Below are 17259 nucleotides of genomic sequence, written 5' to 3'. Positions count from 1 at the left end.
TTATGTCAGAACATTTAACTGTATTACAAGTGGATAATCCAAACGAAGCGGTTATGCTACTCGGAATATCCGATGCCAATATGAAATTAATCGAAGAGGCTCTAAAAGTTCACATTATTACACGTGGTGAACAAATTCAGCTTGCTGGTGAAGAGGATGCAAAGGAACAAGCAAGATTCCTTTTACATGCTCTTTTAAAGGTCATTCGTAAAGGAATTAATATTGATCAGCGTGATGTTGCAACAGCTATTGAAATGACACAAAAAGGAACGATTGAATACTTTGCAGAACTTTATGATGAAGAAATAGCTCGCACGACGAAAGGGAAGCCTATTCGTGCAAAAACAATAGGTCAACGAGAATACATACAAGCAATCCGTCATAAGGACGTTGTTTTTGGTATCGGACCAGCCGGTACTGGGAAAACGTATTTAGCGGTAGTCATGGCAACACAGGCGCTAAAAAACGGACACGTTAAGCGTATTATTTTAACACGCCCTGCAGTAGAGGCAGGCGAGTCTCTAGGCTTTCTTCCGGGGGATTTGAAGGAAAAGGTAGATCCATACTTACGCCCCCTGTATGACGCTCTAAACGATATTTATGGGACTGAACAAACACAAAGACTGATTGAACGAGGCACAATCGAAATTGCGCCTTTAGCGTATATGCGCGGACGTACATTAGACGATGCCTTTGTTATTTTAGATGAAGCTCAAAATACGACACATCAGCAGATGAAAATGTTTTTAACGCGACTAGGCTTTGGCTCCAAAATGGTCATTACCGGCGACAAAACACAAATTGACCTACCAAAAAATACGGATTCTGGATTAATCGTAGCAGAACGAACATTAAAGTATGTAAAATCTATACATTTCCAAATTTTGGAGCAAGGCGATGTAGTACGCCACCCAATCGTAGCAAAAATCATCCAAGCATACGAAGAACAGCAACTTTAATATGACCGCTAGCGGTCATATTAAAGTCTGCACCGAAAGTGGAGTGAAACGGAACGGCAGGTGCAACAGGGTTTAAAAAGTCTGCACCGAAAGTGGAGTGAAACGGAACGGCAGGTGCAACAGGGTTTAAAAAGTCTGCACCGAAAGCGAAGCGGCAGGTGCAAAGGGTTTTAAAAGAAGCTTAGCGATAGATATAAAAGATAGAACAAAATAGAAATTGGTTGTAAAATGGAAAAAAATGTGACAGCTATACGATGTGTATAGCTGTTTTTTTACTTTCTTATACATTTTTCAGGAAAAATGTTTTTTGAATTGGTATGATAGTAGGTAGATAGAGGAGGTGCAAGATGGAGAAACAATTAAAAAAAATTACAGAACTTATTGGCTTTCGCTACTTTTTAATTGTCGTTCTCATCTTAACAGGAGCCCTACAATTTACTTTTATGTATGGCAATGTTAAAGGTGTTACATATGATTTTAAACCATTACAGCTAGCGCCTGAAACAGTACGATCTACTAAAACGATAGAAGATACTTATAAAACGCAACAGGAACGAGAAAAAGCAACAGATTCGGTTGCACCAGTCTATCAATTTTCTGCCGATGTTGCTAAACAGCGAGCTGCGATTGTAACGTCTTTATTCGACTATGTTCTTGACGTAAAGGCGGATGTTGAGAGTAACAAAGAGCCTATTCCTGTAGTCGACCAAGTGGCGCAGCTTCGTAAAAAACTTGAATCTATAGATTCAGATCAAATGCCAATTATCTTCACTGATTCACAGCTAGAAGGTTTGTTAGTACAAAGTGAAGCAGATTTAAAAAGAACAAGTACGCAACTATCAAAACTCGTGCAGGACTATTTACAAAAATCCATTCGATCTGAAAATGTGTTTGCGTCTCAAAATGATTTTGAGGCAAAAATTCGTGGACAACGAGGCTATCCTGATAAAATATTTAATACGGTAGTTTTAATTGGACGTACGAGTATTATCGAAAACGAGACTATAAACGAGGAACAAACGAAAATTCGAAAGGAACAAGTGAAGGAATCAGTTGAACCAACTCGAATTCTTCAAGGTCAAATCATTGTACAGGAAGGTCAAATTATTGATAATGAGGCGTTCCGTCAATTAGAGCTTCTAGGTATGGTAAGTAATAAGGCATCGATGAAACCGATTGCAGGGCTGATTATTTTAATACTTCTTGAAATGATGTTCATGTTTGTTTTATTCGAACGCTGGAATATAGATGAGCGCAAGAAACGTAATGCCCTGTTGGTAACAGTAATTGTTTATAGTTTATCGATCCTGCTGATGAAATTTATTAGCCTAGTCTCAGGTGGCTTTGATGTTACTGTTGCCTTCCTTTTCCCAACGGCTTTGGCAACAATGCTAGTACGGTTATTAGCGGATGACCGTGCTGCAGTACTTATTACGGTTATGACAGCAGCATCTGCGGGTGTTATTTTCCAAGAGGGTTATTCTTCTGTCATGCAGATGGAAATTACACTGTATATAATTTTTGGAGGATTTGCGAGCTTATTCTTTTTACAAAGTATGGAAAAGCGTTCGCATATTTTACATACTGTAGGTGTCATAGGGCTAGTAAATATGTTATTTATTGCATTTTATTTACTGATGACACAATCTTCCTACGGTTTGTCAGAGTTAGTGTTTTACTTTATCGCGGCAATGATATCGGCTCTACTATCAGGGGCTCTTACAATGGGTCTCTTACCATTCTTTGAATCAGCATTTAGCTTATTGTCGTCGTTGCGTTTAATTGAATTGTCGAACCCAAACCATCCATTGCTGAAAAAATTACTAATGGAGGCTCCGGGAACATATCATCATAGTGTAATGGTAGCGAACTTAGCAGAGGCTGCGTGTGAGGAAATTGGAGCGGATGGATTACTAGCTCGTGTAGGGTGCTATTATCATGATATTGGTAAAACGAAGCGTCCTGCCTTTTTCATCGAGAATCAAATGTCTGGTATTAACCCACATGATACATTGTCCCCGGAAAAAAGCGCGGAAATTATACTCGCGCATACAACTGATGGGGCTGAAATGCTAAAACGATATAAGATGCCACAGGAAATTATTGATATTGCCTTGCAACATCACGGATCTAGTCTGTTGAAATACTTCTACTTTAAAGCGAAGGAAGAAGGAAAATGCTTAGATGATACAACGTACAGATATCCAGGTCCGAAACCACAAACGAAGGAAGCGGCAGTTATCAGTGTTGCAGATAGCGTTGAGGCGGCGGTTCGATCCATGAAGGAGCCGAATGCAGAGAAAATTCAAAAGTTGGTACGAGCAATTATTGACGATCGAGTACAAGACAGTCAGTTTGATGAATGCGATATTTCAATAAAAGAGTTAAAATGTATAGAGAGAGTACTTTGTGAAACGTTGAATGGAATTTTCCACTCGCGAATTGAATATCCAAAGGCAGATAAGTAGGAGGATCTATGATTTTAACAATTGATTTTACAGATGAAACAAATGAAGTGGCTACTGAACATATGGAGCTTGTTGAAAAGCTTTTGCAGCAAGCTGCGAAACTTGAGAATATTGAGCCGGAAACGGAAGTGTCAGTGACATTCGTTACAAATGAAGCGATTCAAGAAATAAACCGAGAATACCGTGACAAGGATCAACCGACAGATGTGATCTCGTTTGCCCTGGAGGAATTAGGTGAGGGAGAAATGGAAGTAACATTTGAAGGGATGCCTCGTATCTTAGGAGATATTATTATTTCAACGGATCGTACAAAAGAGCAAGCAGAGGAATATGGACATACATTTGAGCGAGAATTAGGCTTTTTAGCGGTCCACGGTTTCTTACATTTACTTGGCTATGATCATATGGTACCAGAAGATGAAAAGGTGATGTTCAGTAAGCAGGATGAGATTTTACAATCTTTCGGCTTAGGACGAGAATAGATGAATGTTCGCAAATTTGTACGCTCTTTTGGGTATGCCTTTAAAGGTATTATTACAGCCTGTGCGGAGCAAAATTTTAAATCCCACTTACTAAGTGCGGGAATTGTTTTGATTGCTGGCTATTTTACGGATTTATCACGTATAGAATGGTATATTATATTGTTATTAATTGCTCTAATGTTTGCACTTGAAATGATTAATACAGCAATTGAACGAGTAGTGGATTTAGCTTCACCTACTATCCATCCGCTTGCTAAGCAGGCTAAAGATCTTGCAGCAGGTGCAGTACTTGTATTTGCGATATTCAGTGCTATAATCGGATTACTCATATTTATACCGAAATGGTTCGGTCATTAAGTAGTAGCAAGTGTGCTGGAGAAAGCGACCGAGGCAATTACGCCAAGGCGAAATTGATGATGTAGAGGAGAACATGATGACAATTGATATGCATGCATTACTAGAAGAATCAAAAAAAGCGCGTGAAAAGGCTTATGTACCTTATTCAAAATTTAAAGTTGGCGCGGCGATTTTAACGAAAAATGGAGAGGTCATTCATGGCTGCAATATTGAAAATGCAGGCTATAGTATGACGAATTGTGCTGAGCGTACAGCATTTTTCAAAGCTGTGTCAGAAGGTATTTATGATTTTGAGGCGATTGCTATTGTAGCTGATACGGATGGACCATGTGCGCCATGCGGAGCTTGTCGTCAAGTGATGATGGAGTTTTGCAAGCCATCTATGCCTGTATATTTAACAAATTTAAAAGGTGATGTCACGGTAACGTCTGTAGGCGAATTACTACCGTTTGCATTTACAACGGAGGATTTAGAGAATGCTGGAAAATAATAATGGCTATAAGTCAGGTTTCATCTCCATAATCGGTCGACCAAATGTTGGGAAATCAACGTTTTTAAACCGTGTTATTGGTCAAAAAATTGCGATTATGAGTGATAAACCACAAACAACACGAAATAAAGTACAAGGTGTACTAACATCAAATGATAGCCAAATGATTTTTATAGATACACCAGGAATCCACAAGCCGAAACATAAGCTAGGGGATTTTATGCTAAAGGTTTCTAAAAATACTTTGCGTGAAGTGGATGTTATTATGTTCATGGTTAATGCAGAACAGAAACTTGGAAAGGGTGACGAATTCATCCTTGAAATGCTGGCAGGTAATCCAACGCCTGTCTTCCTGGTAATCAATAAAATCGATCAAATTCATCCTGATGAATTAATAGGGATTATTGAAAGCTACAAAGACCGTTATGACTTTGCTGAAATAGTACCGATTTCAGCATTACAAGGGAATAATGTAGAAGATTTATTATCGACATTAGCGAAATATTTACCGGAGGGTCCACAATATTATCCAGCAGATCAAGTAACAGATCATCCTGAGCGTTTTATTATTTCAGAGTTAATTCGTGAAAAAGTGTTACATTTAACGCGTGAAGAAATACCTCATTCCATTGCTGTTGTAATTGATAAAATTCGCCGTGATGAAGAAAATGAAGATAAAATTCGTGTAGCAGCTACGATTATCGTGGAAAGAGATTCGCAAAAAGGGATTGTCATTGGTAAACGTGGCGCGCTATTAAAAGAAGTAGGGATACGTGCAAGAAAAGATATTGAGATGCTTCTTGGTTCAAAAGTGTATTTAGAGCTTTGGGTAAAGGTGCAAAAGGATTGGCGAAATAAATCAACACATTTACGTGACTTCGGTTTCCGTGATGATGAATATTAACTTCTATCTCAACGGGTGTCCAAACAACCGCTGAAAATAGAGGAACTCAGTCTAAGAACGCCACGTCCTGTGGCAATGACTGAGTGACCAACATTACGTTGGTCCAAAGCCGATTCCGGACGCAATTATGCCGAGGCATAATTGATATGGAGCTGTCCAATAAATTTATTGGACAGCTCCATTTTCACTTCCTTCAGCAGGTGTTTGGACACCCGCTAAAATAGAGGAACTCAGTCTAAAAACGCCACGTCCTGTGGCAACGACTGAGTGACCAACATCGTGTTGGCCTAAGCCTCCGGCGGATGTCTCGGAATCGGAAAGGAGTTCTTAGGGGATGTTAGCCTAAAATCATCGCATCCATGCGATAACGGCTAACTGACCTGCATCACGCAGGCCTAAGCACAAAGCCGATTCCGGACACAATTATGCCGAGGCATAATTGATTGCGTGGCTTGTAGAAAGGAGGGGGATCGATGCTTCATAAATGGGAAGGGATTGTCCTAAAGGTACGTGCCTATGGAGAATCAAATAAAATTGTAACATTACTAACTAGAGAAGCGGGAAAGGTTGCAACGATGGCTCGAGGAGCGAAGAAGCCTTCTAGCAGATTAGCATCTGTGACACAGCCATTTACGTATGGCATGTTTATGGTGCAGCATCATACTGGTATGGGGACATTGCAACAAGGTGAGCATCTCAATTCAATGCGCCATATTCGTGAGGATATTATGGCAACAGCATATGCAAGTTATATAATGGAACTTGTCGAGCGAGTAGTAGAAGAGGGGAAACCGGAGCCATATGCATTTGATGTGCTCCTTCAAGCATTACAAGCAATTGAGGAAGGTTATGACCCGGAGGCCATTACATTGTTTGTAGAATGGAAAATGCTACCCTATACAGGTGTGCAGCCTATATTACATGCTTGTGCTGCTTGTGGTGCCGTAGACGGTGAATTTGCATTTTCTTTTGCGCAGGGAGGTTTTTTGTGTCATCGTTGTTATCAGCAGGATCCTTATATCATTCGATTAACACCGACTCAGCTTAAGCTTATTCGGATGTTCTATACTGTACCAATTGACCAGATTGGGAAACTAGATTTGAAAAAGGAAACAAAATATTTTATAAAAAAAATAATTACAACCATTTACGAGGAACAAACAGGAATTCGTTTTAAGACTAAAAAATTTATTGAACAGCTAGAGCGAACGCCTGAATTTCAGTTAAGAACAAATACAGAACAAGAAAAAACGCCAGAAGACCATTAACATTGATCTTCTGGCATTTTTTCTTTTTTAATTCGTCTTGAAAATACAAGGAAAAGGCGGACTCCTAATGTTATCCATCCGAATGCTAGGCGGTTATTTTGTCAAAATGTTATTTTTTTATAGTGACATTGATTTTTTTTGCAAATGGCATTAGGTCAAATTGAGTAATTCTTTATCATTTGCAGAAATTTTATTTATGAGAGAAATTTAATTATAACTTATAAAAACAAACTTTTATTTTCTGTTTTATAGGTCTTTATGTACTTTTTAATTCAACTTAATAGCTGATGTGAAATAATTGAGTTAGGTCTAAAATATTAATTTTGGAATAGTTTTTAATATAAACATAGTAGAAACTGTTCATTCTAATTCCAAATACTAGTTGAAAAGGCATTTTACTCTATGATATTGTAATTAATATAGATGATGATATTTACCTTCTTTCAACAATTATTCTCTGTAGCGAAAGCAAAGCGTCAGGTACAGAAGTGTCCCACCTCTAAAGATGGTGAGATGAATGCGGATTTAAGCTACTTTTCAGCGGGGGTCCAACCCCCTTGAAATAGAGGAACTCAGTCTAAAATCGCTACGTCCTGTGGTAATTTATCTGTGCGATTATCGAAATACCGACATCGTGTCGGCCCTCATGTTGTTGTTGCTGTCGCTTCGCTTTCGCACAGATAAAACCGTGTTGCTGTCGCTACGTTAGCACTGCGCCTTTCGCACATAAAACATCTGTTGCTGTCGCTACGTTAGCACTGCGCTTTCGCACAAAAAACATTTGCAGGCCTGAGCACAAAGCCGATTCCGGATCAATTATGCCGAGGCATAATTGATGAACAACGAACAACGCAGTCTTACGGAAGAAGGAGGGAGTCACATAATGCTTAAACATTGCGTATGTGGCAGAAAATATGCTAAGAAAAGTGACCTTAAGTATTGATGAAGTTGAAGCAAATGATATTTTAGCTGAAGATATTTTTTCTGATTATCGTTTATTAGCTAAAAAAGATTTAGTTTTAACGGAACGAATTATTGCTTTACTTAAACTTAGAAAAGTTGATGAATTATCTGTTTATCTACCAACTGATTCAGTCCGAATTGTTCATGATTTAAGTGTTCAGCGTTCCAAGGATTATGAGGATGTATTTGCGCCGCTAATGGATAAAAAGGATGAGGCAGATGAGTATAAAGAAACAGTAAAGCAACTTTTTATGACTACATTAGAGAATGTTGTGCATGAATTGCGCTATGGCAAAATTTTAAAAAGCACCCAAGACACTGCTTATGTACGAGATGTTTTTGAAAGAGTTTTAGAAAAAAAACATCGCTATGAATTACTCATGCGATTAAAAGAATGGGATGAATATTCTTTTGTTCATTCATTTGATGTTTTTGTTTTAGGTACAATCTTTGCTCGTTATTTAGGTTTAATGGATATTGAAACGTTAGCAAGAGGCTATTTGTTCCACGATATTGGGAAGGTATTAATTCCGCAAGAAATATTAAATTTAAAACGAAAATTATCGGAAGATGAGTTTGATATTGTCAAAACTCATACGACTAAAGGTTATGAGCTACTCATCAAAAATGGGGAAGAGGATATCGCCTATTTAGCACGTGATCATCATGAGCGCTTTGCTGGTCAAGGTTATCCGAATCAGCTTTGTGAGGATGATATGTGTGAGGGAGTTCAAATGCTGCAAATTATTGATGTTTATTCAGCGATGACATCGAAGCGTGTATATCATTCGGGATATGCTGCAACAGATGCATTAGCTGTTTTATATCGTGATCGACATTTATATAACGAGAAATTTATGCATAAATTTGTAGAGTGTTTAGGGATTTATCCTGTCAACTCAGTCGTTCAATTATCTGATAATCGAAGTGCGCAAGTTGAACTTGTCTATGATTTATTCCCGACATTACCTAAAGTTAAGTTATTAGATGAGCAAAAGACTATGATATTACCTTTGAATTACAGTGTAAAAATTTCGAAAATGATAGATTATCGTGCTAACAGCTTTGAAGAAATTTTTAACCTATTTATAGAACAATTAATTCGCTGTGACGAAAATAGCTTAAGAGTCTACTTTAAAAAATTAATAGATCATTTACATCCTAAAGAAATTGTTTTAAAAATATTTTTACCTGCATTTCGAATTCTACGTTTATTAACAAGAGAAATCCAAACGGATATGACAAAGTATAGAAATTCTATTAATATTCTAAAAAAGTTATTAGAAGAACAAATAAATATATTGTATATGGATTATCAGCATGAGAAAACAGCTGTATTTGTTGTGGAAACTTCTCTTCGTGAAAATTTCTTCATAAAACTTGTGCAAAGTATTTTGTATATTGACAAAATTGTGCCGTTTTTTATTAATCCAGATGATGACCAACGCATTTCACAATTGATGGAACATTGTAATGTAAATGTAGCTTACTTTATTGAGGATCAACAAACAATTGATAAGAGGGTTCGTCCAATGCGAGAAGGAACATTCCTTTACTATACACTTGCAGATATCGAGGAAATATTAATAAGCTTAGTAGGTATGAGTATGAAAAGGTTTTCGTTTGAGGAGAAGATGCAAGAGCGCTTGTTTTCATCATTAAAGACCTAACAAAAGAATAAATTGTGTATCCTAAAACAAAGGTTGATTTTCACTCCGAATTGGCGCTTTCCGCGCAAGTTCACCCCGCGGGAATCACCACACTCAGTGGAAAATCAACGGTTCCTCATCATAAGTCTGAGTAAGCATTTTTTATCTAGGCTGTTTTCTCTAAGATTGTTGTTAAACGAATGAGAGTCCCCTAGTTAAAAGAATATGCTATATTTTGGATTGCAGAAAAGGGCGAATGAAATAGTATAATTAAGCGTAATTTACTTATTTCGTAAGAGGTGCTAAGTTTGTTTGAAAAGAAATTATTGATTGGACATTCAGTAGATACAGTCCTGGCAATTGGCCAACACATAGAGAAAAGTAACATTCCGTTTGAAATAGGAATCAAAGGAATTTTAAAGCGGTCATCTGAAGTATACGAAAATTTTTATACGGTCAAAGTTCAAAAAAAATATGCGAAACAAGTAGAAACCATAGTTGCGCAGTATGTGTCACAAGAAGATTTGCAGCGGTCGTATAAAGTGGAGAAAAAGAAAAGTAGAAAATTAAAGAGGAAGGAAAGAGCACCTTATTTGTTTGCAGCTTTTATATACCTTAATGCGGTAGGGGCTTTAGATACGAGTAAAGGTACAGGAGCGTACAACGTTTCATTTATCGTTTGCGCAGTTTTATTGATGTGCGGCTTGTTTATGGCGACAAAATATTACAAAGAGATGAAAAAAGAATCGGGTGATTTAAGAGAGAACAATAAGACGTTGATGATTTTCGGTATTCTTATGATATTTTATGCCGTTTTTTCTTTTATATCTGTACTTCGACTTCGATTTTAATTACTTCTTTTAGATAGAGAGCATGTCCAGTGTCTTAAATAAGGCTTTTTGGTCTGCTCTCTTTAATTTACTCACATCGATATTTTCAAGGGAGCAACAATCTATACGAAAACAGCCTTTATCTAAGAAAGCCTCACCATACGAGATGGTTTTAAGGCTCCGCACAAAATGGGAACGTCGGGGTCTAACGATTAAATCTATCAAGAGTAGCGTTTGTTTATAGTCTAAAGGGAGCCGCTTAAAATGCGACTCCCTCTTTATATACTTATGAATTTAGAATTGCAGATGTTTTTCAATGTATGCTTTAACATCTGCAATTGGCATACGAACTTGAGACATTGAATCGCGATGACGCACTGTTACTTGACCATCCTCTTTTGAGTCAAAGTCGTAAGTGATACAGAATGGTGTACCAATTTCATCTTGACGACGGTAACGTTTACCGATTGATTGTGACTCGTCAAAGTCAACTGGGAATGCTTTGCGAAGCTCTGCCCATACAGTAGTAGCCTCATCAGAAAGCTTTTTAGAAAGTGGTAGAACTGCAGCTTTAAATGGCGCTAGAGCAGGGTGGAAGCGTAAAACTGTACGTTTATCATCGCCTTCAAGCTCTTCCTCGTCATAAGCATCGCAAAGGAATGCTAATGTCACACGGTCTGCACCTAAAGATGGCTCGATGCAATATGGAACGTAACGTTCGTTTGATACTGGATCAATGTAAGTGAAATCTTCACCAGAATGCTCCATATGCTGTTTTAAATCGTAATCTGTACGATCCGCTACGCCCCAAAGCTCGCCCCAACCGAATGGGAATTTAAATTCAATATCAGTTGTAGCGTTTGAGTAGTGAGACAATTCGTCGTCTTCGTGGTCGCGAAGACGCATAGACTCTTCGTTCATGCCTAAATTTAATAACCAATTTTTACAAAATTCTTTCCAGTATGCGTGCCATTCAAGGTCTTCTCCTGGCTTACAGAAAAATTCAAGTTCCATTTGTTCAAATTCACGTGTACGGAAAGTGAAGTTACCTGGAGTAATTTCGTTACGGAACGATTTACCAATTTGTGCAATACCGAATGGTGTACGTTTACGCATAGAACGTTGTACATTTTTAAAGTTCACGAAAATACCTTGTGCTGTTTCTGGGCGTAAATAAATTTCGTTAGTAGAAGATTCTGTTACACCTTGGAATGTTTTAAACATTAAATTAAATTGACGAATATCTGTAAAATCAGCTTTACCGCAATCCGGGCACACTACGTCATACTTAATCATCGTTTCTTTCATTTGGTCAAATGTCATACCATCGACAATGATTTCATCGCCTTTAGCTAGCGCAGCATCCTCGATGATTTTATCAGCACGATGGCGTGCTTTACATGCCTTACAATCGACCATTGGATCATTAAAGTTACCAACGTGACCAGAAGCAACCCAAGCTTTTGGATTCATTAAAATTGCAGCATCTATCCCAACATTGTGCTCTGATTCTTGGACAAATTTTTGCCACCATGCTTTTTTTACATTGTTTTTTAATTCAACACCTAGTGGACCGTAATCCCAAGTGTTTGCTAAGCCTCCGTAGATTTCAGAACCTGGGAAGACAAAGCCGCGATGCTTCGCTAATGATACAATTGTTTCCATTGATTTGTTAGCCATAAAAATAGCCTCCTTTATAGTTTTCAAAGAGTGAACTTTGATTTTGGTTAGCGCATTTATACGATTGATAAATTCGCTAGATATTTTTAATTTAGGTAGGACTAAATTAAAAATAGCACCCGTCTCCGGGCACAATAAATGCCCAGGGACGAGTGCTATAACCCGCGGTTCCACCCTGATTGTTTTAAACGTGATGTTTAAAACCTCTTTTTAAAAAGGTAGCTCAAGGAGTGCCTTTTCTCTGTTGCTGTGTAGACTTTCACCATCTTCTACTCGCTTTAAAATGGAACAGATACTTTTTTCCTGTCATCGCCTATATAACGCAAATCACTCGAAAATACATCGAGAGCAAGCGTATGTGTCAATATTGTAGCATGTAGTTCTTTTCTTCGCAATAATTATTAAAATAGTATATAATAATTGAGCATAAGTATAACACTATTAGATTTGAGGCGGTGAGTCCAATCGAACTCAATAAACGTCAGGAAGACATTTTACAAATTGTGAAAGAAAACGGCCCAATTACAGGCGAACATATTGCAGAACGTCTCAATCTGACAAGAGCAACTTTAAGACCAGATTTAGCAATACTTACAATGGCAGGCTTTTTAGATGCTAGACCTCGTGTTGGCTATTTCTATTCAGGTAAAAAAACATCCGTTACATTGACGGATAGTATTAACAATTTAAAGGTGAAAGATTTTCATTCAGGCCCTGTTGTTGTGCCAGAAACAATGACTGTTTATGATGCGATTTGCTTCATGTTTTCAGAGGATGTTGGAACACTCTTTGTCGTAGATAAGAATGAATTTTTGACAGGGGTGCTTTCTCGTAAGGATTTACTACGTACAAGTATTGGCACGCAGGATTTAAACAAAATTCCTGTACATATAATTATGACACGCATGCCAAATATTTCGTACTGCGAGAGATCAGATTCTTTAGTTGTCGCAGCGAATAAACTAATTGAACGAGAAGTGGATTCGCTACCAGTAGTTGAGCCACAAGAAGGTGGATTGACAATCGTTGGTCGTCTTACAAAAACGACGATAACACGAGCTTTCTTATCACTTGCACAGAATGACTAAATAGTTGAAGGAGAGCAGCATGAAAAAACTACGAGTTTTTGTTGTATCTGATTCAGTCGGTGAAACTGGTGACCAAGTAGCGAAAGCGGTTATTAGCCAGTTTCGACCTGGTTTGGAAAGCACGATAATTCGTCGTTTTCCTCATATACAATCTGAGGAGCTCATTCGGAAAATTGTATGCCTTGCAGCAAAACAGAAGGCATTTATTGTGTATACGCTTGTTCGACAGGAGATGCGATCGTTATTGCATGACCTGTGTGAGCAAGAAAAGGTATATGCCGTCGATATTTTAGGGCCTGCTTTAAAAACAATGGCAACCTTTGTGGAAGAATTCCCATTAGAAGCACCAGGAATTGTTCACCAGCTAGATGATGATTATTTTAAAAAAATTGAGGCTATTGAATTTGCTGTAAAATATGATGATGGTAGAGATCCACGTGGTCTATTACAGGCTGATATTGTGCTAGTGGGTGTTTCCCGTACTTCTAAAACACCGCTATCACAATATTTAGCACATAAACGCTATAAGGTGGCGAACGTACCCTTAGTACCAGAAGTGGAGCCACCTGAAGAACTTTTAAAAATTGATCCCAAAAAATGTTTTGGTTTAATTATTTCTCCTGATAAATTAAACTCAATTAGAAAAGAGAGATTAATGTCTCTAGGATTGAATGATGATGCTATCTATGCACAGCATAATCGAATATTAGAAGAAATCCAGCATTTCGAAAAAATTGCTGCTAAAATTGGCTGTAAGGTTATTGATGTGACAAACAAAGCTGTTGAAGAAACAGCAAACGTCATTATCGAGCATATTTTGAAATGTAAATAAGAAACGAATGATGATAAACCACCTCGGTTATAAGAGGCGGTTTTTTTGAGTCGGGTTTGAAAATAGTATAGATAAAAACTAATTTTTGTTTTATAATAATAAAATTGTGGTAAAAATATTTATTAAGAGAAAAATCCTATTTTTTTGTCGAGAAATAAAGGATTTTTAAATCGGATAGCGAATTGTGTTTTAGAACGTAATTTAAAGATGGTGATGGATTTGGCAGGGAAGATTCCTGAAGAAGTGATTGAACAGATTCGCACACAATCGGATATTATTGATGTCATAAGCGAATACATGCAGCTTACTAAGCGTGGGCGCAATTGGTTTGGTCTCTGTCCTTTTCATGGAGAACAAACGCCATCTTTTTCTGTGTCATCAGACAAACAAATTTTCCGTTGCTTTGGTTGTGGTGCAGGTGGTAATGCTATTACTTTTGTCATGGATATAGAAGGTATTTCTTTTCCTGACGCTGTTGTGAAACTTGGTGAACGTGTTGGCATACATTTAGATGTTGGGCCTAGTTTACCTGAAGTAGCGAAAAAGGTATCTAAAGCAGAAGAAAGGATGAAAGAAGCACACGCTTTTGCAGCAGATTTTTTTCAACATTTACTGTTAAATACAGAAGATGGAGAAGAACCTTTAAATTATTTGCTAGAAAGAGGATTTACAAGGGAACTTATAGAATCTAATAGCATTGGATGGTCTCTTCCAAGCTTTGATGCATTAACGATATTGCTTGAAAGAAAAGGTTATAACTTACAAGAAATCGCGGAAAGTGGTTTAGTGATCAAACGTGAAGGGGAAGAACGCTATTTTGATCGTTTTAGAGGGCGTATTATGTTTCCCATCCGTGATGAGAACGGTAAGATTATAGCATTTTCTGGACGAATTCTTGCATCGACTGGTGAAGAGGCAAAATATTTAAATAGTCCAGAATCACCGATTTTTCAAAAGAGCGAAGTGCTATATAACCTAGATAAAGCACGAACCTCCATTAGAAAAAATCGTCAAGTAGTATTGATGGAAGGGTTTATGGATGTTTTAGCAGCAACTTCTGTTGGTGTAACGAATGCTGTAGCAACAATGGGCACTTCGCTTACGAATCAGCATATCACAAAGCTAAAGCGCTTAGTAGAGCAGGTTACGGTTTGCTATGATGGTGATAATGCAGGTTTTGATGCGGCAAAAAGAGCGGCACAGTTACTTCAAACGGAACGTATGAAAGTCAATATTGCGGTGTTACCAGATAAGCTAGATCCCGATGAATACATTCGTAGTTTAGGTGGACAAGCATTTAAAGAACAAATTTTGGAAAACCCTCATGCGTATATTGCTTTTATGATGATGCATGCTAGACGAAATAAGAACTTTCAGTTTGAAAATGATACGCTTCAATATATTCAAGAAGTTCTTGAGCAACTGGTAGGTAGATCGTCACCGGTTGAGCGAGATTTGTATATAAGACAGCTATCGAATGAGACAAATATCTCGGAAGAAGCGATTTATGCTCAATTCCGAAAGCTAGAGGCAAATCAGGTACGTTCTACAAAAGTAGAGATGCCTGTTCAAACGCCTTCGATGCCGGTCACGCAGCAACATAAGCCTATGGACGCAGCTGAACGTGCCGAACGTTTATTACTGGCTCATATGCTTCATAATATAGATGTAGTGGACAGGGTATTACGTAGTGAGCAAAAAGAACCGTTTGTACGAGATGCCTATTTGGCAGTTTTTGTTCGCTTAGTAGGATTTTATGAGGAATATGGTCATCCTGATTATCAGCGTTTTGTTGAGATATTAGATGACTCTGAATTACGCAAGATAGTAATGGAAGCGGCTTTAACGGAACGGGATCCCGACCAAGCAGAGGCAGAGGTCACAGACTCAATACGTCAGCTGCAAAAATATAGAATTGAGCAAGAAATTCAACAAAAGATGCATGAGTCAAAGGAAGCGGAGAAGATGCACGAGTATGCGCGTGCACTTGAAATCGCCCAACAGATTATTCATTTAAGAAAATCGTTATCGGCGATTTAACCCGATTCGGTTGTTTAGAAGGAGGAAGGTTTATGGCGGACAAGTCAGAACGTTCAAAAGAGGTAGAAGTAGAAATTACATTAGACGAAGCAAAAAAGATACTACAAGAAAAAGCAAAAACAGAAGGTGAAATTTCAATGAAAGAAATTTCAGAGAAACTTGCGCCTTATGAATTGGAGAACGAAGAGATTTTCCACTTTGCTGAGGATCTTGAAAAGGCAAAAGACATTCAAATCATTGGAAAAGAAGAGTTTGAAGAAGAAAGCTTAATGAAAGAAGAAGCGAGCGAAGAGACTTTCGATTTAAATGATTTGAGTGTACCACCGGGTGTTAAAATAAATGACCCTGTACGTATGTATTTAAAAGAAATTGGTCGAGTTGATTTACTTTCTGCCGAGCAAGAAATCGCTCTAGCTGAGCGTATTGAGCAAGGTGACGAAGAAGCACGTAAACGTCTAGCAGAAGCGAACTTACGTCTTGTTGTATCGATTGCTAAGCGTTATGTTGGCCGTGGAATGCTATTCCTTGATTTAATTCAAGAGGGGAATATGGGGCTTATCAAGGCTGTTGAGAAATTTGACTACCGTAAAGGCTTTAAATTCTCCACTTATGCAACATGGTGGATTCGCCAAGCGATTACACGTGCTATTGCGGACCAAGCACGTACAATTCGTATTCCAGTGCATATGGTCGAAACAATTAATAAATTAATTCGTGTACAACGCCAATTACTACAAGACTTAGGTCGCGAACCATCTCCAGAAGAAATTGGGGAAGAAATGGATTTAACACCTGAAAAAGTCCGTGAAATTTTAAAAATTGCGCAAGAACCAGTATCTCTTGAAACACCAATTGGAGAAGAAGATGATTCACATTTAGGGGACTTTATTGAGGATTCTGAAGCTCAATCTCCATCTGACCATGCAGCTTATGAATTGTTAAAAGAGCAATTAGAGGACGTGTTAGATACATTAACTGACCGTGAAGAAAATGTCCTTCGCTTACGTTTCGGTCTAGATGATGGTCGCACACGTACATTAGAAGAGGTAGGGAAAGTATTTGGTGTAACACGTGAACGTATTCGTCAAATTGAGGCGAAGGCGCTTAGAAAGCTACGCCACCCTTCTCGTAGTAAACGTTTAAAAGATTTCTTAGAATAAAGCTATACAGGTTAGGGCTATCTAATTAGTGATGACTAATTGGATAGCCCTTTTTGCGCTACTATTGAATCAGGAGAATACTCGTATAA

14 protein-coding genes are annotated in these 17259 nt (G+C 38.0%); 13 read left to right on the top strand and 1 reads right to left on the bottom strand.

Annotated elements, in window-relative coordinates:
- Nucleotides 1–2: 2 nt before the first annotated feature.
- The 9 genes from ACQKN2_RS10925 (at nt 3) to ACQKN2_RS10885 (ending at nt 10391) form a co-directional block, all read left to right on the top strand.
- Nucleotides 3–959 carry a PhoH family protein gene (locus ACQKN2_RS10925; RefSeq protein WP_427414991.1) on the top strand — a complete coding sequence of 319 codons (957 nt, stop codon included), beginning with the start codon at nt 3–5 and terminating at the stop codon, nt 957–959.
- A 347-nt stretch (nt 960–1306) separates the two neighbouring features.
- Nucleotides 1307–3427: an HD family phosphohydrolase gene (locus tag ACQKN2_RS10920; protein WP_427414990.1), complete on the top strand. Its 2121-nt coding sequence runs from the start codon at nt 1307–1309 to the stop codon at nt 3425–3427.
- Nucleotides 3428–3435: 8 nt separating this feature from the next.
- Nucleotides 3436–3909: an rRNA maturation RNase YbeY gene (ybeY, locus tag ACQKN2_RS10915; RefSeq protein ID WP_427414989.1), complete on the top strand. Its 474-nt coding sequence runs from the start codon at nt 3436–3438 to the stop codon at nt 3907–3909.
- Entirely contained in the window at nt 3910–4266 is a 357-nt protein-coding gene (locus ACQKN2_RS10910) for a diacylglycerol kinase family protein (RefSeq protein ID WP_427414988.1), read from the top strand.
- A 76-nt stretch (nt 4267–4342) separates the two neighbouring features.
- Nucleotides 4343–4756, top strand: a complete 414-nt coding sequence (locus ACQKN2_RS10905) for a cytidine deaminase (RefSeq protein ID WP_142509859.1) — start codon at nt 4343–4345, stop codon at nt 4754–4756.
- Nucleotides 4743–5660: a GTPase Era gene (gene era, locus ACQKN2_RS10900; RefSeq protein ID WP_427414987.1), complete on the top strand. Its 918-nt coding sequence runs from the start codon at nt 4743–4745 to the stop codon at nt 5658–5660. Before ACQKN2_RS10905 ends, era begins: the two co-directional genes overlap by 14 nt.
- Nucleotides 5661–6133: 473 nt before the next feature.
- The gene (gene recO, locus ACQKN2_RS10895) at nt 6134–6928 is read left to right on the top strand and encodes a DNA repair protein RecO (RefSeq protein WP_427414986.1); all 795 of its coding nucleotides are present in this window, start codon (nt 6134–6136) and stop codon (nt 6926–6928) included.
- 914 nt (nt 6929–7842) lie between these two features.
- Nucleotides 7843–9561 carry an HD-GYP domain-containing protein gene (locus tag ACQKN2_RS10890; RefSeq protein ID WP_427414985.1) on the top strand — a complete coding sequence of 573 codons (1719 nt, stop codon included), beginning with the start codon at nt 7843–7845 and terminating at the stop codon, nt 9559–9561.
- 287 nt (nt 9562–9848) lie between these two features.
- The gene (locus ACQKN2_RS10885; RefSeq protein ID WP_427414984.1) at nt 9849–10391 is read left to right on the top strand and encodes a hypothetical protein; all 543 of its coding nucleotides are present in this window, start codon (nt 9849–9851) and stop codon (nt 10389–10391) included.
- A gap of 273 nt (nt 10392–10664) precedes the next feature.
- Here the strand turns inward: ACQKN2_RS10885 and ACQKN2_RS10880 are convergent, their stop codons facing one another.
- Complete coding sequence (locus tag ACQKN2_RS10880) at nt 10665–12050, bottom strand: glycine--tRNA ligase (protein ID WP_427414983.1); 1386 nt, start codon at nt 12048–12050, stop codon at nt 10665–10667.
- A gap of 455 nt (nt 12051–12505) precedes the next feature.
- Here ACQKN2_RS10880 and ACQKN2_RS10875 point away from each other — a divergent pair, with 455 nt between their 5' ends.
- The 4 genes from ACQKN2_RS10875 to rpoD all read left to right on the top strand — a co-directional run bounded on the left by ACQKN2_RS10875 (nt 12506) and on the right by rpoD (nt 17170).
- A complete protein-coding gene (locus ACQKN2_RS10875) occupies nt 12506–13138 on the top strand; it encodes a helix-turn-helix transcriptional regulator (RefSeq protein WP_323647243.1) in 633 nt (210 codons plus the stop codon).
- 19 nt (nt 13139–13157) lie between these two features.
- On the top strand, nt 13158–13970 hold the full coding sequence (locus ACQKN2_RS10870; protein ID WP_427414982.1) for a pyruvate, water dikinase regulatory protein: 813 nt from the start codon (nt 13158–13160) through the stop codon (nt 13968–13970).
- 207 nt (nt 13971–14177) lie between these two features.
- Nucleotides 14178–16010, top strand: a complete 1833-nt coding sequence (dnaG, locus tag ACQKN2_RS10865) for a DNA primase (protein ID WP_427415064.1) — start codon at nt 14178–14180, stop codon at nt 16008–16010.
- 32 nt (nt 16011–16042) lie between these two features.
- Nucleotides 16043–17170 (top strand): RNA polymerase sigma factor RpoD, encoded by a 1128-nt coding sequence (rpoD, locus tag ACQKN2_RS10860; protein WP_053484645.1) that lies wholly within the window; start codon nt 16043–16045, stop codon nt 17168–17170.
- Nucleotides 17171–17259: the final 89 nt, after the last annotated feature.

Origin of the sequence: Lysinibacillus sp. NPDC093688, assembly GCF_050280145.1 — a bacterium.
GTDB classification, from domain to species: Bacteria; Bacillota; Bacilli; order Bacillales_A; family Planococcaceae; genus Lysinibacillus; species Lysinibacillus xylanilyticus_B.
This window is presented reverse-complemented; position numbering and strand designations above follow the sequence as displayed.